Annotated in this window: 20 protein-coding genes; 16 read left to right on the forward strand and 4 right to left on the reverse strand. The window is 45.9% G+C overall.

Going from position 1 to position 19,981, the window contains the following annotated elements; translation table 11 throughout:
* The first annotated feature begins 3 nt into the window (after positions 1 to 3).
* The 11 genes from R3P39_RS14810 to R3P39_RS14860 all read left to right on the forward strand — a co-directional run bounded on the left by R3P39_RS14810 (position 4) and on the right by R3P39_RS14860 (position 11,282).
* On the forward strand, positions 4 to 1,017 hold the full coding sequence (locus R3P39_RS14810; RefSeq protein WP_336568400.1) for a COX15/CtaA family protein: 1,014 nt from the start codon (positions 4 to 6) through the stop codon (positions 1,015 to 1,017).
* Positions 1,001 to 1,897: a heme o synthase gene (gene cyoE, locus R3P39_RS14815; protein ID WP_336568402.1), complete on the forward strand. Its 897-nt coding sequence runs from the start codon at positions 1,001 to 1,003 to the stop codon at positions 1,895 to 1,897. The genes R3P39_RS14810 and cyoE overlap by 17 nt, the downstream gene beginning before the upstream one ends.
* Entirely contained in the window at positions 1,894 to 2,487 is a 594-nt protein-coding gene (locus tag R3P39_RS14820) for an SCO family protein (protein ID WP_336568403.1), read from the forward strand. Before cyoE ends, R3P39_RS14820 begins: the two co-directional genes overlap by 4 nt.
* A gap of 155 nt (positions 2,488 to 2,642) precedes the next feature.
* Entirely contained in the window at positions 2,643 to 2,915 is a 273-nt protein-coding gene (locus R3P39_RS14825) for an STAS domain-containing protein (RefSeq protein ID WP_336568404.1), read from the forward strand.
* A 9-nt stretch (positions 2,916 to 2,924) separates the two neighbouring features.
* Complete coding sequence (locus R3P39_RS14830) at positions 2,925 to 3,287, forward strand: response regulator (RefSeq protein WP_336568405.1); 363 nt, start codon at positions 2,925 to 2,927, stop codon at positions 3,285 to 3,287.
* Between the two features lie 17 nt (positions 3,288 to 3,304).
* The gene (locus R3P39_RS14835; RefSeq protein WP_336568406.1) at positions 3,305 to 5,383 is read left to right on the forward strand and encodes a chemotaxis protein CheA; all 2,079 of its coding nucleotides are present in this window, start codon (positions 3,305 to 3,307) and stop codon (positions 5,381 to 5,383) included.
* Positions 5,380 to 5,901 carry a chemotaxis protein CheW gene (locus R3P39_RS14840; RefSeq protein ID WP_336568407.1) on the forward strand — a complete coding sequence of 174 codons (522 nt, stop codon included), beginning with the start codon at positions 5,380 to 5,382 and terminating at the stop codon, positions 5,899 to 5,901. Before R3P39_RS14835 ends, R3P39_RS14840 begins: the two co-directional genes overlap by 4 nt.
* 1 nt (position 5,902) lies before the next feature.
* On the forward strand, positions 5,903 to 8,581 hold the full coding sequence (locus tag R3P39_RS14845; RefSeq protein WP_336568408.1) for a methyl-accepting chemotaxis protein: 2,679 nt from the start codon (positions 5,903 to 5,905) through the stop codon (positions 8,579 to 8,581).
* A 162-nt stretch (positions 8,582 to 8,743) separates the two neighbouring features.
* Positions 8,744 to 9,574, forward strand: a complete 831-nt coding sequence (locus R3P39_RS14850; protein ID WP_336568409.1) for a CheR family methyltransferase — start codon at positions 8,744 to 8,746, stop codon at positions 9,572 to 9,574.
* The gene (gene cheD / locus R3P39_RS14855) at positions 9,561 to 10,175 is read left to right on the forward strand and encodes a chemoreceptor glutamine deamidase CheD (protein ID WP_336568410.1); all 615 of its coding nucleotides are present in this window, start codon (positions 9,561 to 9,563) and stop codon (positions 10,173 to 10,175) included. Before R3P39_RS14850 ends, cheD begins: the two co-directional genes overlap by 14 nt.
* A gap of 81 nt (positions 10,176 to 10,256) precedes the next feature.
* Positions 10,257 to 11,282, forward strand: a complete 1,026-nt coding sequence (locus tag R3P39_RS14860) for a protein-glutamate methylesterase/protein-glutamine glutaminase (protein WP_336568411.1) — start codon at positions 10,257 to 10,259, stop codon at positions 11,280 to 11,282.
* A gap of 16 nt (positions 11,283 to 11,298) precedes the next feature.
* On the opposite strand, the gene R3P39_RS14865 is transcribed toward R3P39_RS14860, so the two are convergent.
* Entirely contained in the window at positions 11,299 to 12,342 is a 1,044-nt protein-coding gene (locus R3P39_RS14865; protein WP_336568413.1) for a polysaccharide deacetylase family protein, read from the reverse strand.
* Here R3P39_RS14865 and dinF point away from each other — a divergent pair.
* On the forward strand, positions 12,307 to 13,638 hold the full coding sequence (gene dinF / locus R3P39_RS14870; protein WP_336569330.1) for an MATE family efflux transporter DinF: 1,332 nt from the start codon (positions 12,307 to 12,309) through the stop codon (positions 13,636 to 13,638). The two genes, R3P39_RS14865 and dinF, sit on opposite strands and share 36 nt — an antisense overlap.
* Here the strand turns inward: dinF and R3P39_RS14875 are convergent.
* On the reverse strand, positions 13,635 to 13,916 hold the full coding sequence (locus R3P39_RS14875) for a hypothetical protein (RefSeq protein WP_336568414.1): 282 nt from the start codon (positions 13,914 to 13,916) through the stop codon (positions 13,635 to 13,637). The two genes, dinF and R3P39_RS14875, sit on opposite strands and share 4 nt — an antisense overlap.
* Positions 13,917 to 13,919: 3 nt before the next feature.
* A complete protein-coding gene (gene nfuA / locus R3P39_RS14880) occupies positions 13,920 to 14,495 on the reverse strand; it encodes a Fe-S biogenesis protein NfuA (protein WP_336568416.1) in 576 nt (191 codons plus the stop codon).
* A 145-nt stretch (positions 14,496 to 14,640) separates the two neighbouring features.
* Here nfuA and R3P39_RS14885 point away from each other — a divergent pair, with 145 nt between their 5' ends.
* Positions 14,641 to 17,169, forward strand: coding sequence for a M14 metallopeptidase family protein (locus R3P39_RS14885; protein ID WP_336568417.1), 2,529 nt, complete (start codon positions 14,641 to 14,643; stop codon positions 17,167 to 17,169).
* Here R3P39_RS14885 and R3P39_RS14890 read toward each other — a convergent pair.
* Positions 17,166 to 17,843 (reverse strand): ComF family protein, encoded by a 678-nt coding sequence (locus tag R3P39_RS14890; protein WP_336568418.1) that lies wholly within the window; start codon positions 17,841 to 17,843, stop codon positions 17,166 to 17,168. The genes R3P39_RS14885 and R3P39_RS14890 overlap by 4 nt on opposite strands.
* A 58-nt stretch (positions 17,844 to 17,901) precedes the next feature.
* Between R3P39_RS14890 and bioH the strand changes: the two genes are divergently transcribed.
* From bioH to R3P39_RS14905, 3 genes are all read left to right on the forward strand, one after another.
* Complete coding sequence (gene bioH, locus R3P39_RS14895; protein ID WP_336568419.1) at positions 17,902 to 18,639, forward strand: pimeloyl-ACP methyl ester esterase BioH; 738 nt, start codon at positions 17,902 to 17,904, stop codon at positions 18,637 to 18,639.
* A gap of 105 nt (positions 18,640 to 18,744) precedes the next feature.
* The gene (locus tag R3P39_RS14900) at positions 18,745 to 19,053 is read left to right on the forward strand and encodes a hypothetical protein (RefSeq protein ID WP_336568420.1); all 309 of its coding nucleotides are present in this window, start codon (positions 18,745 to 18,747) and stop codon (positions 19,051 to 19,053) included.
* Positions 19,053 to 19,937 carry a putative metalloprotease CJM1_0395 family protein gene (locus R3P39_RS14905; RefSeq protein ID WP_336568422.1) on the forward strand — a complete coding sequence of 295 codons (885 nt, stop codon included), beginning with the start codon at positions 19,053 to 19,055 and terminating at the stop codon, positions 19,935 to 19,937. The genes R3P39_RS14900 and R3P39_RS14905 overlap by 1 nt, the downstream gene beginning before the upstream one ends.
* The last annotated feature ends 44 nt before the right edge of the window (positions 19,938 to 19,981 follow it).

A 19,981-nucleotide genomic window follows, 5' to 3' on the forward strand; every position in this document is an offset into this window, starting at 1 on the left:
GAGATGACAAAAACAAAAATTCGCATTTCTTTATTTGCAGCAGTGGTTGCGATAGTGGTTGTAACTTTGGGCGCTTTTACTCGGTTGAGTGATGCCGGGCTTGGTTGTCCTGATTGGCCTGGGTGCTACGGCTTTCTAACCGTGCCAAATGAAAGCCATGAGTTGACAGCTGCAAAAGACAAGTTTCCTCATTTAGAAGTTGAGGCGGACAAAGCTTGGATTGAAATGATCCATCGCTATTTTGCTAGCTTTTTGGGCTTACTTATTTTATTACTGGCCGCTGCCAGAGTGCTGAAGAATAAACAAGAGTCTGGACCTCGGCGCCATTATTACTTGCTCTTACTGCTGGTGCTATTTCAAGGGGCGCTCGGGATGTGGACGGTTACTATGAACCTCCAGCCAGTGGTAGTGATGGGGCACTTACTGGGTGGCTTTAGTATTTTAGCGTTACTGACCTTGTTGGTGTTGCGGCTCAGGCACACGAGTATTAAGGCCAGTGTAACTGTGCAGCAATTCAAGTTATGTATTCTGGCTTTGGCTGTACTGGTTGTACAAATTGCTTTAGGTGGCTGGTTGGCTGCAAACTATGCAGCGCCACATTGTACTGGGTTACCACTGTGCGACAACATGGAGCTGTTCTCATGGCGCAGCATTTTTATCATGCCTGAAGCGGCTGCTAGCTATGAATTTGGGGTGTTGCCGTTTGAGTCTCGAGTTTCTATTCACTTTATTCATCGTTTGTGGGCGTTGGTTACCGTTGCCTTTTTGTGTTTAGCCTGTTGGCCATTGATGAAGTCAACTCAGCATCCTATGCTGCGTTTTTCAGCAATGTTGGTGCTAATACTGGTGGCACTGCAAGTGCTGCTAGGTATGGCCATAGTGCATTTCCAATTCCCATTATTACTTACATTATTCCACAACTTCATGGCAGCTATGGTGCTTTTGGCTACAGTGAGGTTATGTTTCTTCGCGCACTTAGCGAGAAAAATCGGAGGTCAATATGCAGTCTCTCATTAGAACAGAAATACAACACCTGGCTGGAACGCTCAAAGCGTGTTTTGCGATGTGTAAATTTAAGGTCGTGTGCATGCTAGTCATCACCGCTTGGGTTGGCCTGATGTTGGCTCCAGAAACACAAAGAAGTGTGCTGCAACAACTAATGAGTCTTTTGGGTATTGGCTTGCTATCGAGTAGTGCCGCTGCGGTTAATCATATAGTTGACCGCGAGATTGATAAAAAGATGGCGCGGACCAGAGCGCGGCCAATGGCCAACGACGCGGTTTCAGTCTCGACAGCGCTTGCGTTTTCATTGGTTCTGGCTGTAGCTGGCTATGCATTATTGATGTCATTTGCAAATCCACTCACAGCATGGCTGACGCTAGCGGCCCTGTTTGGCTACGCGGTGGTTTATACCTTGCTGTTAAAGCGTGCTACCCCGCAAAATATTGTTATTGGTGGCCTAGCCGGGGCTATGCCACCACTTTTGGGTTGGGTGAGTGAAACGGGGCAGTTAGGCGCTGAGCCTTGGCTACTGGTGATGATTATATTTGCCTGGACTCCACCACACTTTTGGGCCTTGGCAATTGCACGAAAAAGAGACTATGAGAAAGCCGAAGTGCCTATGCTGCCAGTCACGCATGGTGAATCATTCACTAAGTTGTGTGTGTTATTTTATACTATTATTCTGACGCTGGTTTGTTTACTGCCCTATTTAGTGGGCATGTCCGGTTGGTTTTATTTAATCGCCGCCAGTGTGGTGAACGTGATGTTTATTTACAAGGCGGTGAAGTTGCTGAGAACGCAAAGCCTTGAGTATGCGATGCGCGTTTTTTACTTCTCGATCTGGCATTTGCTTGTTATCTTTGTTGCTCTATTTATAGATAAAACAATCATATGAAACGATTTCTGATTTTTTTGTTGGTAGGCGCTATTGCTGCCTGTGCACCTCCACCAGATGTCTCTGAGAAAGTGGTGTGGTATGAGCAACCTAAGGCATTACAAAGCTTTGAGTTAAATGATCAACACGGTAATACTATCACCAATACCGCGTTACAAGGGTCGTGGACGTTGCTGTTTTTAGGTTATACCAGCTGCCCTGATATTTGCCCAATGACGCTATTAAAGTTAGCACATACTTATCAGGCGTTGGAGAGTAACGAGGACGTCGACGTCTGGTTTGTATCGGTTGATCCCAATCGCGATACTCAGCAAAAGCGTGCCGCGTATATCAAGCACTTTAATCCTGAGTTCAAAGCCGTCTCAGCTGAACATGCGCAGTTATTCCCTTTCGTCAAAGATTTAGGGTTAATCTATGCCATTAACCAACAAAGCGACCAAGATTACTATGTTGACCACAGCGCTTCGGTCGCATTAGTAAATCCTCAAGGTAAGTTGGAGGCCATTTTTAAACCCACTTACGCGCCGGGAAGTGTCCCTACCATTGATGAAAAGCAGCTTTTAACCGACCTACAACATATCATAAATTAGTCTAATACTGACATGGGTGAATGCCCATGTCAGTTCCCCTTTCGTGCTCTAACGCTCTAATTATTTGTGTATTTTTCATCAAACATGGTGGCATTTTTGCGATCAGGGTCTAAGCTATTTTTATTACTCTTTTTTACAAGGATTGTCTTCAGCTTATGTTGAAACTTCCAGCTGACATGTCGATACATCATGTTGAAGGTCTGTATCAACAGATCACCCAAGACTCTGGCGAAACTTCTGATGTCACTGTTGATATTAGTGACGTACAGCGTGCTGATACTGCCTCTGTGCAGCTGTTGTGTGCGCTGCAAAAGCATCTACATACGCTCGAGCATGAAATTATTTGGCATGGCGAAAGTGAAGCATTGGCCCAGGCTGTGAGTGAACTAGGTCTAACTAACTATTTATTCCATGGTACTGAAAGTTAAGAGGTGAACATGAAGAAAATTTTAGCTGTGGATGATTCGGCATCTATGCGTCAAATGGTGGGGTTTACATTAAAGAAAGCCGGGTTTGATGTAACCGAAGCCAAAGATGGCAGTGAGGCATTAACGATAGCCAAGCAACAGGGCTTTGATGCGGTTATTTCTGACGTCAACATGCCAGTGATGGACGGCATTACTTTAATTAAAGAGCTGAGGAGCTTACCGAACTACAAATTTACGCCATTACTCATGCTGACGACAGAGTCGGGCTTAGATAAAAAAACCGAGGGGAAAGCAGCCGGGGCGACGGGCTGGATTGTGAAACCATTTAACCCAGAGCAACTGCTGGCAGTATTGAAAAAAGTCATTAGATAAGCGCTAAGGATAATGCCATGAGTATTGATTTAAGTCAGTTTTTCGATGTTTTCTTCGAAGAGAGCTTTGAAGGCCTGGATGTCATGGAGGCTGAGCTTCTGAACCTACAACCAGGCACAGAGGACTCCGAAACGATCAATACTATTTTTAGAGCAGCCCACAGCATTAAAGGGGGGAGTGGTACCTTTGGTTTTACCTCAGTGACTAATTTTACGCATGTGCTGGAAACCTTGCTGGATCAGATCAGAGATGGTCGGCGGCAGTTGACGGCAGAACATGTAAATCTGTTGCTACAGTCGGTAGATTGCCTGCGTGGTTTACTCAGTGCTCTGCAAGCGGAAGAAGAGCCTGACTTAACCGAGTCGTCAGAGCTAAAAGCGCAGTTTGATAGAATCTTGGGTAACGAAGAGCAAACTCTCCAGAGTGAACCACAGTCAAGCACGCCTGAGGCCGAAACAAACACTTACCAAATCGACTTCAAACCCCACTCACATTTATTCAAAACGGGCAATGAGCCGCTCTATATGCTTAGTGAGCTTGCGGAGCTTGGTGACTTAGAAACCCATGCATTTTGTGATGGTATTCCAAGTTTAGATAAGTTTAACCCCGAAGATTGTTATTTGAATTGGCGGCTATACCTAACAACAACACAAGGGCAATCTGCTATTCAAGAAATTTTTGAATGGGTAGAAGATGATGCCGATATCGACATCACCTTGTGTGGCGGCTTATTTGAATCTGAAGTACCTGAGCCGCAAGCCGAACAGTCAGAGGCACAAGTTCAAAATGCAGAGCCTAAACCCAGCGAACAGGCTAGCAAAAAGGCAAATACAGCAGCTAATAAAGTGCCTAGCTCGAAAAAAAGCTCGGAGTCGACATCCATTCGAGTTGGTATCGACAAAGTGGATTCACTAATCAACATGGTGGGTGAGTTAGTCATCACTCAAGCTATGTTAACCCAGCTAGGTGAACAAGAACCTACGGAGCAAACTTTAACGGCACTGCAAGAGGGCCTAGCGCAGTTAGCCCATAATACTCGAGATCTGCAAGAAAATGTCATGCGTATCCGCATGCTCCCTATTAGCTTTGTATTTAGCCGTTTTCCAAGGCTAGTACGAGATACCTCACAAAAACTCAACAAACAAGTTGAACTGAAGTTGCTGGGGGAGCAAACCGAGCTAGATAAAACGGTGATGGAGAAAATTTCTGACCCCATGGTGCACTTGGTGAGAAACTCGCTTGATCATGGCTTAGAGACCCCAGAAGAAAGAATAAAAGCAGGTAAAGACCCTGTTGGCCAAGTCACTTTGAATGCCTTTCACCAAGGCGGCAACATTGTCATCGAAATCATGGATGACGGTAAGGGGTTGAACACTGAAAAAATAAAAAGTAAGGCCATAGCTAATGGCTTGATCCAGGCCACAGACGATCTCAGCCCAGAAGAGATCAACGAGCTTATTTTTAGGCCTGGATTTTCTACGGTGGATGAAGTCAGTGATATTTCTGGGCGTGGCGTGGGCATGGATGTGGTGCGTAGAAACATTCAATCGTTAAACGGCAGCGTCGAGGTAAACTCGGCGCCCGGTGTCGGTTCAACCTTTACTATACGGTTACCTTTAACCTTGGCTATTTTGGATGGTCAGTTGGTCAATGTTGCTAGCCATACCTACATTATTCCACTCATTTCAATCGTTGAGTCATTGCAAATCAATATCGACAAAGTCAGTACTGTGGGTAATGGTCTCGAGGTGCTGCGTCTAAGGGATGAATATATTCCGATCTTACGATTGTATAAGTTATTTAACCATGATGGCGCCATTGAGGCGCTTGATAAGGCATTGCTGGTGGTGGTCGAGAGCGACAATCATAAGGTAGGGCTGCTGGTCGATGACTTATTGGGGCAACAACAGGTAGTCATCAAAAGTCTTGAAGCAAACTATCAGCGCGTCAATGGTATTTCGGGAGCAACAATACTGGGAGATGGGCGCGTTTCGCTAATTCTAGATATCACAGGGTTGATTAAACTTAGTGGACTCAAACGCCCAGGGTCACAAGATCTCTTGATGGAAAAGCAAGAAGAAGAGGTGACGACATGATGACCGAACAAGCATCAATTAACGAACAGTTGGTATTGACCAATCGCGAGGGAGACAAGCAGTTTCTCACCTTTATGATGGCTGAAGAAGAGTATGGCATGGATATTTTATCGGTGCAGGAGATCCGAGGGTGGGAAGAAGTCACTGCGATCCCTAACTCCCCTAAGTTTGTTAATGGTGCCATCAATTTGCGTGGCACCATAGTACCAATCATTGACCTACGTGTGCGATTTGGCCTGCCAAGAGTCGAGTATGGTCCCTTAACCGTGGTTGTGGTGGTGGCCGTAGAAATTCGCGACAACACCAAAGTTATGGGGCTGGTAGTCGATGCGGTTTCAGACGTGTACACCATCAATGAGGAAACAGCCAAGGATGTCCCTGAATTTCAAGGGTCAGAAAATAGCTTTTTTGTACAAGGTTTGGTGAACGTTGGAGAGAAAATGGTGGTTTTATTAAACCTAAAAAGAATTCTAGATTTAGATGAAAATCATAATGAGCAATTGGTTGTCGGGGGGTAACATGAGCGAGCAAGCGTTAGCAAGTCAATTAAATAATAGGATACTCATAGCGGGGGCCATCATTATTGCTGGGCTCGCAATCAGTATGCAAATGCTAAACATAAATATGTCTGCACAGGTTTATGTGGCGTTGGTCATTGCTGCGGTAAGCGTAATTGTCGCGATTTTATTGATGAAGCAAGGAGCGAATGCATTGCTAGAAAAGCTTCGCGATATGGAAGCCATTGCTCCGGCAATTGCAAACAAAGATGCCGACTTATTACGTGCCAGCGGTGTTTCTGAACACAGTAATTTATATCGTGCTGTGGCTGAGTTAATCAATGGCAAAGAAGACGCGCATGAGCACAGCCACAGTCTGTTATTGGCATTACAGGTTTGTCAGGCCAATATCATGCTAGCCGACGAGTCATTAAACATTGTATACATGAATGACTCTGTCATTCGTATGCTGCAAAAAAATGAAGCCAAGCTGCAGCAAGACTTACCAAACTTTTCAGTGAATAACTTAATTGGCCAGAATATTGATGCCTTTCATAAAAACCCCAGTCATCAACGCGGTTTATTAGCCAATCTTAGCCGTCCCTATACCACCAAAATCAAAGTGGCAGGGCTTACCTTTGACTTAATTGCCACTCCTGTATTTGGTGATGATGGTCAGCGCCTTGCAACCTTGGTGGAGTGGAAAGATTTAACCCGTGAGTTAAAAATGGAGCAAGAGCGGGCTGAGCTTGAAAGCTTCAACGCCAAAATTACTAATGCATTAGACGTTTGTCAGGCCAATGTAATGCTCGCGGATGAAAACCTCAACATAATATACGTCAATGAGTCTGTTGTAGAAATGCTGAAAGATAAGCAAGCGCAGTTGCGTGAATCTTTACCTAACTTCTCTGCCGATAACTTGGTTGGTAAGTGCATTGACGAGTTTCATGTGAACCCCTCTCATCAACGTAATTTACTCAGTAAACTGAGTGACGTATATAAAACCGACATTAAAGTTGCCGGTTGCACCTTTGGTCTTATCGCCACCCCGGTTTTCAATGACAACCATGAGCGTATTGGTGTTGTGGTTGAGTGGGACGATAAAACGGAACGGCTAGAAAAAGAGCGTAAAGAAAAGCGCCAAGCGTCGGAGAACTTATGGGTGCGCAGAGCGCTTGATAATGTCTCAACCAATACCATGATTGCCAATGCCGACTATGACATCGTTTACGTTAATGAAGCATTGCAAGAAATGATGGATGATGCGGAGCAAGATATTCGTAAAAGCCTGCCCAAGTTTGACAGCAAGAAGCTGATTGGTAGTAGCATCGATGACTTCCACAAAAACCCCAATCATCAACGCAGCTTACTGTCTCGTTTAGACAGCGAATACGAAACTGAAATCAAAGTAGGTAAACGCACCTTTGGCTTGGTCGCCAATCCCATTTTAAATGGCGACAATGAGCGAGTTGGTTTCGTGGTTGAGTGGGAAGATAGAACCAAAGAAATCGCCATTGAAAAAGAAGTGAATGATTTAGTTCAGGCAGCCAACCGTGGTGATCTTACGGCAAGGCTTTCAGAAGAGGGCAAAGATGGCTTTTACTTACGTTTGGTTAAAGGCCTTAATAGCCTAGTTGAAACCGTTGATGAGACTGTGACAGACATGGGCGATATGCTCGATTCACTGGCAACGGGTAACCTTACACGGCGAATTGATGGTGACTACCAGGGGGCTTATGAGCGCCTTAAGCGCGATGCCAATACGACTGCAGACAAGTTAACCGAAGTCTTGGGTCGTATTCGTACGTCGGCCAATTTAGTTGCCAGTGGCGCGGAAGAAATTTCACAAGGAAATGCGGATCTTAGTCAGCGCACCGAAGAGCAAGCATCGTCACTAGAAGAAACCGCTTCTAGCATGGAGCAAATGACCAGCACCGTGAAGCAAAATGCCGATAATGCCAAAACCGCCAATGAACTGGCTGAGGATACCTGCGATAAGGCCATTAAAGGCGGTGAAGTGGTCACTCGAGCTGTCGCAAGTATGTCTGAGATTAATGAATCCAGTAAGAAAATCTCAGATATTATTGGTGTCATTGATGAAATTGCCTTCCAAACAAACTTGCTGGCTCTGAATGCCGCTGTAGAAGCTGCCAGAGCTGGTGAACAAGGTCGTGGTTTTGCCGTTGTTGCCGGAGAGGTACGAAACTTAGCGCAGCGTTCAGCCGGTGCGGCAAAAGAAATCAAAGACTTGATCCGTGATAGTGTTGGTAAAGTTGAAGATGGTACCTTACTTGTAAATGAATCAGGAGAAACCTTGAAAGGGATCGTTGACTCAGTGAAACGAGTAACCAATATGATCTCCGATATTGCTGAAGCATCCATTGAACAAAGTTCAGGCATTGAGCAAGTTAATAAAGCGGTATCGCAAATGGATGAAATGACACAGCAAAATGCTGCGCTGGTGGAGGAAGCCTCTGCTGCAGGTGAGTCGATGGCAGAACAAGCCAATGATATGCGCAGATTACTCAACTTCTTTACTTTAGGTGACTCGCAACAGCCGCAAAGTGTTATTGAGCAACCCAGCAGCTTCTCTGCACCGGAAAAACAGCTGCCGCAGCAGAGCTCAACGACGCAAAAATCGGCAACGCCTTCTCGTGCTAATCAGTTTGCTAACGACTCAGAGGAGTGGGAGGAGTTTTAGTCTTGAGGTCCATATCCGGTGAGGTATTAAGGCAGTAATGATGGCGGCGATATCGCCGCCTTGTCTACTTAATACCCCAATAATAGTGTAAGCAGTGGCTCAGAACTGCTGCGATGTCAAAAGCGCCTATCTTTTTTATCAGTAACTGAAGGTTTAAGCCCTATGCGAGAGTTTTTATTAACAGACGCAGACTTTGCTACCATCTCAGCCCGAGTCTATAAGGCCTGTGGCATTGTGCTTGGGCCTCATAAAAAAGAGATGGTCTACTCCCGTCTTGCTCGGCGAATTAGAGCCAATAATTTGGACTCCTTTGGGGCTTATTTACGTTATTTAGATGAACATGAAAGTACTGAATTTAGTCATTTTATTAATGCCATAACGACTAACTTAACCTCCTTTTTTCGTGAAAATCATCACTTTGAGTTTTTGGCTCAACAGGCGGTGCCAGAAATCATGGCGCGGCATAAGCATGATAGAAGAGTCAGAATTTGGTCGGCTGGCTGCTCCACAGGCGAGGAGCCTTATAGTATTGCAATGACCATAGCCAATGCCTTTCCCAATGGTTGGGATGTCAAAATACTGGCCACGGATCTGGACTCCAATGTACTGACAAAAGCCAGTGCCGGAGAATACACCGCCCAGAATGTGACGGGGCTTGATGACGAAGTAAAGCACAAATGGTTTCTGAAAAGTGCGGATGGCAATCTCTATAAGACCAAACCGAAACTGCAAAGCTTGGTGCACTTTAAGCGTCTAAACCTTTTGGAACCGTGGCCAATGAAAGGACCATTTGACGTTATATTTTGTCGTAACGTATTAATTTATTTTGATAAAGAAACCAAAGATAAACTGTTTAGAAATTACTATAAAATGTTGGTGCCCGACGGCTATCTGTTAATTGGTCACTCGGAAACCATGGGAAAAGAACATTTCGAATTTCGTAACTTGGGTAAGACGATTTATCAGAAGGGCCCGTTAAATGAGAGAGTTTAAACCTGTTCTTGGCGGCTTCGAGCATGTAAAACGGTTTTGGGATTCAGGCCGTGCCAAAGTGGTGGCCAAGGTGCTGCCAGGAGAGTTTTACGTCTCAAAGCAAGATGAGCTAATCTCAACCGTGTTGGGCTCTTGTATTGCTGCTTGTGTGTATGATGAAAGGCTGGGTATTGGTGGTATGAATCACTTTATGTTGCCAGGGTTAAAAGCTGTGAAAGAGGTCCACGCCGATGACCTTAATTGTCGCTATGGTAACTGGGCCATGGAGTATTTGATCAACGAAGTATTAAAAAATGGCGCAGCGCGAAGTAATCTTAAAATTAAGTTATTTGGTGGTGGTAAGATTATTAGCTCGATGACCGACATTGGAGAGGGCAATATTCGTTTTGCTCAAGCTTACGTTGAAGAAGAAAGTCTGCGGCTGGTGTCACAAGATGTTGGCGGGCCTTGGCCACGCAAAGTGGTGTTCCATCCGCAAAGTGGTCGGGCACAAGTGAAAAAGTTACGACAGATGCACAATAATACCATTGAGCAGCGTGAAGTGCGTTATCTTCACGATATTGAAGAGCAAGACAACAAGACGGATATTGAGCTATTTTAGTGCTAGGGGGGATTTCATGACCTTTGAGCTGATAACAAACCCATTGAGTACGGCTAGAGCCGATTATATAGAGTGCCAGTCATGATAAAAGTACTGATTGTGGATGATTCGCCATTAATTAGGGGCTTACTAAAAGAAATTTTAGGTCAAGCCAATGGTATTGAGGTTGTTGGTACTGCTGAGGATCCTTTCCAAGCCAGAGAGCTGATTAAGTCAACCAACCCAGATGTCCTGACCTTGGACATTGAAATGCCAAAAATGAATGGCATTAGTTTCTTAAAAAACCTGATGCGATTACGACCAATGCCAGTGGTGATGATTTCAACATTAACCCAAGAGGGCTCACCTGCAACCATAGAAGCATTGGAGCTCGGTGCGGTAGACTTTATTTCTAAGCCCACCAGTAATGTTGCTGACACCATGATGTCGTATGCCGATATTTTGGTTAAAAAGATCCGAGTAGCAGCAACGGCTAGAGTCAGAACCTTCAGGCCACCTAAACAAGCTGAGATCCCTGTTGCTGATAAGTTGTCTTTCTCACGTACAACCGTATTTGCCATTGGCGCTTCTACTGGTGGTACTGAAGCGATCCGTGAAGTGCTAATGAAGCTACCCACTCACGCTCCCCCTGTGGTTATTACGCAACACATACCGCCGGTATTTAGCACGTCATTTGCGCTGCGTATGGACCGCACCTGTGCTGTCGCCGTTAAAGAGGCAGAAGAGGGCGATGTGTTAAAACCAGGGCACGTTTACATCGCTCCTGGAGGGCGCCATTTAAGTGTGAAGCAAAAAGCAGGCAGTTACGTTTGTAGTCTCAGTGATGGTGAGCCGGTTAACCGCCATAAGCCGTCGGTGGAAGTTTTGTTTAATTCACTGTTGCCAGTTGCTAAACACGTTTGTGCGGTGATGCTAACGGGTATGGGCAGTGATGGGGCCAAAGCAATGCTGAGCTTACGTGACGCGGGGGCAAAAACATTGGCACAAGATGAGCTGACGAGTGTGGTTTGGGGCATGCCCAAAGCCGCATTTGAGCTCAGGGCGACCGATACCTTAATTCCGCTTGGTCGCATGACCGAAGCGATGATCAACGCGGTTAAGAAGTAACCTTAACCGCGGACGGTTACTTCACTATCACCCAAGGCTGTGAGAACCAGTGGTAGCGGCCAGGCTCTGATATCGAAGGGGCCGTGCAGTTATAGCGCGAACGGCCCAATGGCAAAGCTTTGGGAGTGGTGATCTGAACTTGCTGCTCATTTACCCAGTTGATATCGGCTTGGCCCACACCAGAAACAAAACAAGCAAACTGACTCGAGTGAAAGTCTTGCTGGTTAAAATGCAGCGTTATCTGCGGTTGCTTATTGCTAGTGACACTGTTGTTGTATGCCATTTCTGCAATGGCAAAGGCTTTAGTGTCTAGTTTCACCTTCAGAGTATCAAGCTTGCTATAATTTCCAGAAGCAGGAAACCGGGGTAAGCGAGTAAAGTCTGATGTCGGGCCAACTGCACCGGAGTGTTGGCCAATCCCAATGATGCCCAGTTCAGATACTAACTTTCGTAGCGCCTGATTAAACTCGCCATAAGGGTAAGCCAAGTAAGGGTAATCATGGCCTATCTCCGCTTTTATTCGTGCTTGCGACCAAGTAATATCTTGACTGATCCGCTCACGCCATTGTGCTTGCGTTTCACCCTCTTGCTTGCGGTGTAAATAGTCATGCTGAGCGCTATGGTTCGCAATGGTCGCGCCTTTTTTTGCCACTTCTCTTAATTCTTGCCAGCTCATAACATAGCTTTTTTGCTCATCGATGAGTTTAGGGTTAACAAAAATAGTATAGGGGTAACCAAACGACTCTAAAATGGGGGCCGCCGCACTGAGGTTATTTTTGTAACCGTCGTCAAAAGTAATGGCAACGGTTTTTGCTGGTAATGATTGCCCAGACTGAAGAGCAGATAACATCTCAGGCAAGGCAATTACCGAATAGTTATTGTCTTTTAAGTAGTTAAGGTGAGCTGTAAAAGTGTCCTCACTGACACTGGTTACGGCAGGGAGTTTTTCACTGACGTGATGATACTGTAAGATCACCGCACTCCAGACATTCGTTGAGAATAGGGCTAAGCCAAAAATAGTATGATGTATCAGTTTCTTAAGTGTCATAAAGCGCAACATGTGAGCCTCTTACTGCTTGCAGGTCCAATGATACTATCAAATATTACCGTGCCTTTGTTAGGTTTAGTTGATACTGCCGTGATTGGTCATATGGATCAAGCACACTATTTAGCAGGGATAGCATTAGGGTCGAGCTCCATCTCAGTGCTGTTTTGGCTGGCTAGCTTTTTACGCATGAGCACCACTGGGGTAATTGCTCAAGCCCATGGTCAACAAGACAGTGCCGCACTGGCACGGGCATTACTAACGAGTATTTTAATAGCGCTATTGTTTGCGGTTACGTTAATTGCTCTGTCACCGTTACTTATTAGTGTTATGGCGCAGCTATCAGACTCATCCAGCGAAGTGCTTGAGCAAGCCGAACGTTACTTTCAGATCCGAGTCTTTAGTGCCCCAGCAGCCATGGTTAACTTGGTTTTACTAGGCTTTATGCTGGGAATGCATTACGGCCGTGGGCCATTTTACCTCGTGCTGTTTACCAATTGCATAAATATTGCTCTGGATATTTTATTTGTGGTTGGCTTTGATTGGGGAGTCGCAGGCGCAGCCTGGGCTTCCTTGATTGCCGATTATGCTGCTCTGGGATTGGCCTGTTATTTAACACTGCAGGTTGCCAAAAAACAGCAGCTTAGTCTTACTCTGAAATGGCCGTCACGTGCGCAGTGGCTTAGCCTGCTTTCGTTAAACCGTGATATTTTTATTCGCTCGTTGATATTGCAGCTGTGCTTTAGCTTTATGACGTTTTATGGGGCTAGGCTGGGTGAAACGACCTTGGCTGCCAATGCAGTATTGTTAAACTTCTTAATGCTGGTGAGCTTTGCACTGGATGGCATTGCTTATGCGGCGGAAGCCAAAGTCGGGAAAGCAAAAGGTGAGCAGGATGTCACACAGCTGCACATGTGGGTGAAAATAAGTCTGTTTTGGGGCACGGCTTTTGCGCTACTGTATTGCTTATTGTTTATCTTCGCTGGTGGCTTAATTATTCGCTTACTCACCAGTATTCCTGCTGTTATCCAGCATGCAGAAACCTTTTTACCTTGGTTGATGGTGTTGCCTTTGATTGCCATGGCGTGCTTTCTATTTGATGGCGTGTTCGTCGGTTTAACGCGCGCGGCAGCAATGCGAAATAGCATGGTGATTGCGGCATTGTGTGGTTTTTTCTTGCCTTTGTGGTTGGCACGTGAGTTTGATAATCATGGCTTATGGTTAGCAATGAGTTGCTTTATGGCAGTGCGGGGGCTGACTTTAGCGCTGATCTATCTACGTTTATATCGAATGCAGCGGTTGCTGGATTAATTGCTGTCGAAAGGATCGTTTTGCTTAAGTGCTTGACGGCGTTGCTCTCGTGCCTCGATGACTTGTGAAAAACGGTTGGCAAAAATGCCTAAGTAACCGTAAAAAGCACACCCTAAGCCAGGCACTAATACAATTAACCCAACCAGTTGTAACCAGTGAGTTTGACGGTAGCCGAAGTAAATAAGCGCTGCAGCAGTAATGACGAGGGCGAGACCACTTAAAAAGAATTTAAGGCTTCGCTTAGGGTGAGACCCTAAGCGATAAATGGTGGCTTTCATTGCTTAATAGTAAGAATGCTCACCGCGTGAGTGCTCAGTAATATCACGAACACCGGTGATCTCATCAAACTTAGCGATCATTTCTTTTTCAATGCCATCTTTTAAGGTGACATCAATCATAGAACAACCATTACAGCCGCCGCCAAATTGTAATACTGCAACGCCTTCCGAGGTGATCTCGACTAAACTTACTTGACCACCATGATTCGCTAGTTGCGGGTTAACCTCAGTCACTAACATGTGTTCAACACGCTCTTCTAGGCTGGCATCGTCACGCAGCTTACGGGCTTTGGCATTAGGTGCTTTAAGGGTCAATTGACTGCCCATTTTATCGGTGACAAAGTCGATATCGGCTTCTTCTAAGAAAGGGGCGCTCTCTTCGTCAACCACAGCTTCAAAGCCATTAAATGGCAAGCGAATGTCGCTTTCTTCAACGGCATCGGCTGGGCAGTATGATACGCCACATTCTGCTTGAGCTGTGCCTGGGTTTACAACGAATACTCTGATATTGGTGCCGTCAGCCTGATCGGCTAGTAGCTTGGCGAAATGGCTTTGGGCAGATTCTGAAATACGGATCATAACTTGCTCTATACTTGACTAAATTACTCGGTTAATCGTTATCATACTCTCCTCATCGTGTTGTCGCCAGTGTTCAACGTAAAAATTTGGTAATTTCCGGTGTACTTGGTAGCGTCAAAAGTATACAAAATTAAAGGAAATCAATATGCGCTTAATCGTTAGCTTTTTACTATTGTTGAGTTGCGTGGTGCAAGCCAAGCCACTCGACTATTACTTTGATGATGAAGTTCAGTTTGACCCCGCGATCACTACGCCTGAGCAGGCGTTTGGTTATCAAGTGGGAGATTGGCATTTGCGCCATGGTCAAATTGTACAATATTTGCAAACCCTTGCTGCGCAAAGCCCGAGACTCAGCATCGAAACTATAGGCTACAGCCACGAACAGCGCCCTCTGGTTTTATTGCGAGCCACCTCGAGCAAGCAGCAAACCCAGCTGGAACAAATTCGCCAACAGCACATTACCTCGTTAAGTTCAGAGCAAGCACGAACTGAGCAGCCTTTGGTGATGTGGATGGGTTACAGTGTGCACGGCAATGAATCTTCAGGCAGTAATGCTGCGGTGTTAATTGCCTATTATCTTGCTGCAGCAGAGGGCAAAGCCATTGATGCGTTGCTGGATAATGCCGTAATATTACTCGATCCCGCGCTTAACCCAGATGGCTTGTCTCGCTTTGCCACTTGGGCCAACAGCAATCGCAGTAAGTCGGTATCTACCGATCCGGCACACCGTGAACACAATGAATCATGGCCATCTAGTCGCACCAATCATTATCTGTTTGATTTAAACCGTGACTGGCTATTGCTGCAGCACCCTGAATCACGTGCTCGGATTAAGGCATTTCATCACTGGAAGCCGAATGTGTTAACGGATTTCCATGAGATGGGCCCCAACAGTACTTACTTCTTCCAACCTGGGATCCCGTCACGCACGCACCCTATTACTCCGCAGCAAAACGTGACCTTAACCAATACCATTGGCCAGTTTCATGCTGATGCCTTAGACGCTCAAGGCAAACTTTACTTTACTCAAGAAAGTTTCGATGACTTTTATTATGGCAAGGGCTCGACTTATCCCGACGTTAACGGTGCAGTGGGAATTTTATTTGAACAAGCCAGCAGCCGAGGTCACCAACAAGAAACCCAATATGGTGTTTTAACCTTTCCAGAAACAATAAAAAATCAGGTGACGACCAGTCTTTCTACCTTTAAAGCCGGCTTAGCCAATAAAAAAGCATTATTAGATTATCAGCAAAACTTTTATGCCAAGGCGACAGAGTTTGGTAGTAAAGATGATAACTATGGCTTTGTGGTGGCGAAAGGCAACGATGCCTATCGCTTTGATGCTTTTAAATCGCTACTGCAGCAGCATGATATTAAGGTGCAGTACTTAACTAAGAGCAAAGAAATCAAAGATGGTGAGTATCACCAAGGCGATCTTTTTGTGCCACTGGCGCAACCGCAATACCGTTTAATTAAAGCGTTATTTAGTACCCAAACCAATTTTGCCGATAACACCTTTTATGATGTTTCTGGTTGGACGTTACCTTATGCCTTTGATCTAAATTTTGCTGCAGTAGAAAGTAGCTGGGGTATCGAAGTAAGTGATGTACTACCAAGCAAGAGCATAGCGAGTTTACCTCCAAGTCCAGGAAAATATGCTTATGCTATTGATTGGCAACACTATTTAGCACCACAGCTAGCCAATAGACTGTTGCAACAAGGGGTAAAAGTCGCCGCGGCGATGTCACCATTTACCGCCAAAACAACAGCGAGCGAGCGTGACTTTGCTGCTGGCACGCTGGTGGTTGCTCGTGGTATTCAGGATAACGCAGAGTGGTTTGAGCTACTGACTTCGACAGCACAAGAACTCAATATTCCTGTGCATGGGATTACCTCAGGTCTCACCACCAACGGAATAGACTTTGGTTCACGACAAATGCTGCAGCTTAAAGCCCCTCAGGTACTTATTGTGGGTGGTGAAGGGGTAAGCCAATATGAAGTCGGCGAACTATGGTATCACCTCGACCGTCATGTGGCTTTGGCACCGAGTATTATCGAAAAAAGCGACTTAGCAGCGGTGGATTTATCCCGTTACAGTCATATTTTGTTGGCGAATGGTAACTATAAAGATCTCAGTGACAAAGCCAAGACGCAGCTGCATAGCTGGGTCGCTAAAGGTGGGGTGATCTGGGGTCAAAAACGCGGTGCTCAGTGGCTAATTGAGCAGCAGCTATTAGACGCTAAAATGGTATCGCGAAATGAAATGCGTGAACAATTTACTAGCCAAGGGTTACGGTTTGCTGATCGCGATAGCCTAGCGGCACGACAGCGCATTGCCGGTGCTATTTTTGATGCTCGTTTAGACTTAACTCATCCGTTAGCTTATGGTTTTGCAGATAGTCAGTTGCCGGTGTTCAAAAATAGCACTTGGCTTATGTACTCTGATGGCAAACCCTTTATTGAGGCGCTGTCATATACCAAAGCCCCCCTGCTTGCAGGCTATGCTGATAAGACCAATGTTTCGCAAATTGCTGACAGTTCCGTCTTAATTGCCACTAAGGCAGGTAAGGGCGTTGCCATCGGAATGACAGATAACCCAGTGTTTAGAGGGTTCTGGTATGGCTCTAGCCGATTGCTGAGTAATACACTGTTTTTTGCCAAAGCCACACGTTAATCCTTTGCCTGATATGGCGTGAGGCATAGCGCCATGGCCCACACCATATCAGCTCCACCTTCTTTACATGTTTTGGCGGCCGATTCTATGGTCGCCCCTGTGGTGATAACATCATCAATAAGCACTATTTTTTTACCTTGCAGCGGCTGGTTAAGTGAAAACGCAGCCGTTACATTTTGTTGCCGCTGAGCTAAGCTCAAACGGCTTTGCGGTCGTGTTTTTTTATTACGTCGTAAAACACTTGGTTGTAATGGCAAACACTTAAAAGCCTGCTCAACTTGGTTGTAACCGCGCCTAATTAAGCGCTCTGGATGCAAAGGTAAGCAGCAAACAATGTCCGGTGTGAAAGGGGCCTCAACTTGAAACCGACCCCACAATTTTGTCGCAAGCACGGTTAAAGCCAATTGGTAATGCTTTTGTTGCTGAAACTTCACTCCTCGTACCCATTGGCTTTGCGGGCGCTGATACCAGCATGCTGCGGTTAAGCCATCGCAATGGGGTATTGCGACGATACGTTCAACATCTGGGTGTTGAATAAGATTGATATGGTAGTCGGAAAAAGCCTGCAGCTGCTCAGTGCAAGAAGAACACAATTGTGCCCCCAATACCGGCAGAGTACAGCATAAACAACGTCGCGAGTGCCAACGCTCAAGCAGGTGAGATAATAACGTCATTGCTTTCCATCCTTGGTTAGCTATCATTGCCCTCAAGTTTGGTAGAGAGACGTAAAAAATGCAAAAACAGCTGGTTTTCCTCCATGGCTGGGGGATGAACAAGGCCGTCTGGCAATTATGTCAGCAAACGCTGGCAACAGATAAATCATTGCAAATACAAGCACTGAATTTACCAGGTTTTGGTGGCGAGGCGCTCCCCACCAGTGGCTTTTCAATCACAGCTTGCGCAGAGCAACTGGCTGAGCAATTGCCAGACCACAGTATTTTAGTCGGTTGGTCGTTAGGAGGGCTATTTGCCCTCTACTTAGCGCATCACTACCCCCATAAAGTGAGTAAGGTGGTGCTGGTATGTGCCTCTCCTTATTTTTGTCAAAGCAGCGAGTGGCCTGGAATTAAGCCCGATGTGTTGGCAAACTTTGCTACCCAGCTACAGCGAGATAGTAATAAAACCATAGATCGTTTTTTGGCGATCCAAGCCATGGGAAGTGAACACGCTAGAGAAGACATTAAGCAGTTACGGCAATTACTCGCAAGTTTGCCAGCACCACAGCAACAAGCGCTTGCTGGTGGACTTAACATGTTGCAGTCATTAGACCTAAGAGTGGCTTTTAGTGAATTAAAGCAGCCTGTGGCAGGGGTTTTTGGACGCTTAGACTCTTTGGTGCCGGCTGCGGTCGTTGACGATATGCACAAGCTTAACGCAAACTTTCGTGCTCACGTGATGGCGAAAGCCTCACATGCGCCGTTTATTTCACACAAAGATGAATTTATATCGCTTCTAAAAACAATTATTTAGTGCCTAATATAAGTAAAAGCGGCAAAAAATTGCCGCTTTTACTTTCTTTTCTTGCCTGGTTGCGCAATAATTAGTCAATAAATGTAACTGTATCTAGGTGGTAATATGCCAATAGGTGATGTATTAAATAACGGTATTGACGGCTATAACCGCGCTGCGCAGGGCATTGCCCAAGCCAGTGCAGATATTAACCGTGCCACAGTTGAGCAACAAAGCGCAGATGAAAGGGCTTCTCAACGCCAGTTACAAGCAGCAAGCAGTGATGAAGCCACAACTGCACCAGTGAGTGAAACGCCAAGTTTGACTGAGTCTGTGGTGGCATTAAAAGTTGAAGAGTTTAATGCTAAAGCCAATGTTCAGACCATACGTACGGCTGACGAAGCACTGGGAACGTTAATTGATATCAAAGTGTAATGAACATTGTAACGCCCCCGCCGGCGATGAATCTCAACACTGCCAACGTGTACACCGAAACCGCTGTACGCGACAACCAGCTACGCGAAGTTATACCTAAACCCGCGGCCAGTAATCCTACGTTTGCAGAAAATAAAAACTCCACTGATGCCGATAAAGGTCGTTCCGCCAATGCCGACGAGGCCAAGGTATACGATGCCACCGGTAAGGCCGAGCAAGATAAATCGGTAAATGCGAAAAAAGAAGGCGAACAAGAGCAGGGTCAGCAGCAGGAAAAGAACGAGCAGGAACAGCAACAGGCAGAGCAAGATGAGCAAGTAGTTCAGGAGCTCAAAGCCCGAGACCGTGAAGTGCGCCAACATGAGCAAGCTCACGCCAGAGTGGGAGGGCAATATGCTGGCTCCCCCAGCTATGAATATCAACGTGGCCCTGATGGCAAAAACTACGCCATTGGCGGTGAGGTAATGATTGATGTTGGACCTATCGAAGGCGACCCAAAAGCCACCATTGAAAAAATGCAAACCGTAAGAGCCGCTGCTTTGGCTCCTGCTGAGCCCTCTAGTGCTGACCGCGCGATTGCCGCGGATGCCACTCAGAAGCAGTCAAGCGCCCAAGCAGAGCTTGCCAAGCAATCGATCAGTGGTGAAGAGCAAGACAAACCAAAGCGGGTGCAGAGCATTCAAACGCGACGTTTGAGTGGTGAGCAAGCAGCAGCCGAGAGTGGAAGTGAGCAGGCTAAGCTAAAGCAAGATGCGGATCCGCATGCCATTGCCATGCCCATTGAACCCGATCCTGAAATTCAAGCCAGAGCGTTACGGATCTCTGACTTCTATTATCAAGTAGCGGCACCGAATAAACCGGCGTCGCTTTCCGTAGAAATTTAACCGGAGCAGCGGCTTTTCCTCCGCAAGTCGCTACATAGCAACGA

It is taken from the genome of Pseudoalteromonas sp. UG3-2 (assembly GCF_037120705.1).
Taxonomy (GTDB): Bacteria; Pseudomonadota; Gammaproteobacteria; order Enterobacterales; family Alteromonadaceae; genus Pseudoalteromonas.

Bases quoted from the DNA above. Each gene is read 5' to 3' on its own strand.
- R3P39_RS14885 (WP_336568417.1), top strand. From the start codon at position 14,641: ATGCGCTTAATCGTTAGCTTTTTACTATTGTTGAGTTGCGTGGTGCAA.
- R3P39_RS14845 (WP_336568408.1), top strand. From the start codon at position 5,903: ATGAGCGAGCAAGCGTTAGCAAGTCAATTAAATAATAGGATACTCATA.
- R3P39_RS14835 (WP_336568406.1), top strand. From the start codon at position 3,305: ATGAGTATTGATTTAAGTCAGTTTTTCGATGTTTTCTTCGAAGAGAGC.
- cyoE (WP_336568402.1), top strand. From the start codon at position 1,001: ATGCAGTCTCTCATTAGAACAGAAATACAACACCTGGCTGGAACGCTC.
- cheD (WP_336568410.1), top strand. From the start codon at position 9,561: ATGAGAGAGTTTAAACCTGTTCTTGGCGGCTTCGAGCATGTAAAACGG.
- R3P39_RS14810 (WP_336568400.1), top strand. From the start codon at position 4: ATGACAAAAACAAAAATTCGCATTTCTTTATTTGCAGCAGTGGTTGCG.
- dinF (WP_336569330.1), top strand. From the start codon at position 12,307: ATGTATCAGTTTCTTAAGTGTCATAAAGCGCAACATGTGAGCCTCTTA.
- R3P39_RS14850 (WP_336568409.1), top strand. From the start codon at position 8,744: ATGCGAGAGTTTTTATTAACAGACGCAGACTTTGCTACCATCTCAGCC.
- R3P39_RS14840 (WP_336568407.1), top strand. From the start codon at position 5,380: ATGATGACCGAACAAGCATCAATTAACGAACAGTTGGTATTGACCAAT.
- R3P39_RS14860 (WP_336568411.1), top strand. From the start codon at position 10,257: ATGATAAAAGTACTGATTGTGGATGATTCGCCATTAATTAGGGGCTTA.
- R3P39_RS14890 (WP_336568418.1), bottom strand. From the start codon at position 17,843: ATGACGTTATTATCTCACCTGCTTGAGCGTTGGCACTCGCGACGTTGT.
- R3P39_RS14825 (WP_336568404.1), top strand. From the start codon at position 2,643: ATGTTGAAACTTCCAGCTGACATGTCGATACATCATGTTGAAGGTCTG.
- R3P39_RS14830 (WP_336568405.1), top strand. From the start codon at position 2,925: ATGAAGAAAATTTTAGCTGTGGATGATTCGGCATCTATGCGTCAAATG.
- bioH (WP_336568419.1), top strand. From the start codon at position 17,902: ATGCAAAAACAGCTGGTTTTCCTCCATGGCTGGGGGATGAACAAGGCC.
- R3P39_RS14820 (WP_336568403.1), top strand. From the start codon at position 1,894: ATGAAACGATTTCTGATTTTTTTGTTGGTAGGCGCTATTGCTGCCTGT.
- R3P39_RS14905 (WP_336568422.1), top strand. From the start codon at position 19,053: ATGAACATTGTAACGCCCCCGCCGGCGATGAATCTCAACACTGCCAAC.
- R3P39_RS14875 (WP_336568414.1), bottom strand. From the start codon at position 13,916: ATGAAAGCCACCATTTATCGCTTAGGGTCTCACCCTAAGCGAAGCCTT.
- nfuA (WP_336568416.1), bottom strand. From the start codon at position 14,495: ATGATCCGTATTTCAGAATCTGCCCAAAGCCATTTCGCCAAGCTACTA.
- R3P39_RS14900 (WP_336568420.1), top strand. From the start codon at position 18,745: ATGCCAATAGGTGATGTATTAAATAACGGTATTGACGGCTATAACCGC.
- R3P39_RS14865 (WP_336568413.1), bottom strand. From the start codon at position 12,342: ATGTTGCGCTTTATGACACTTAAGAAACTGATACATCATACTATTTTT.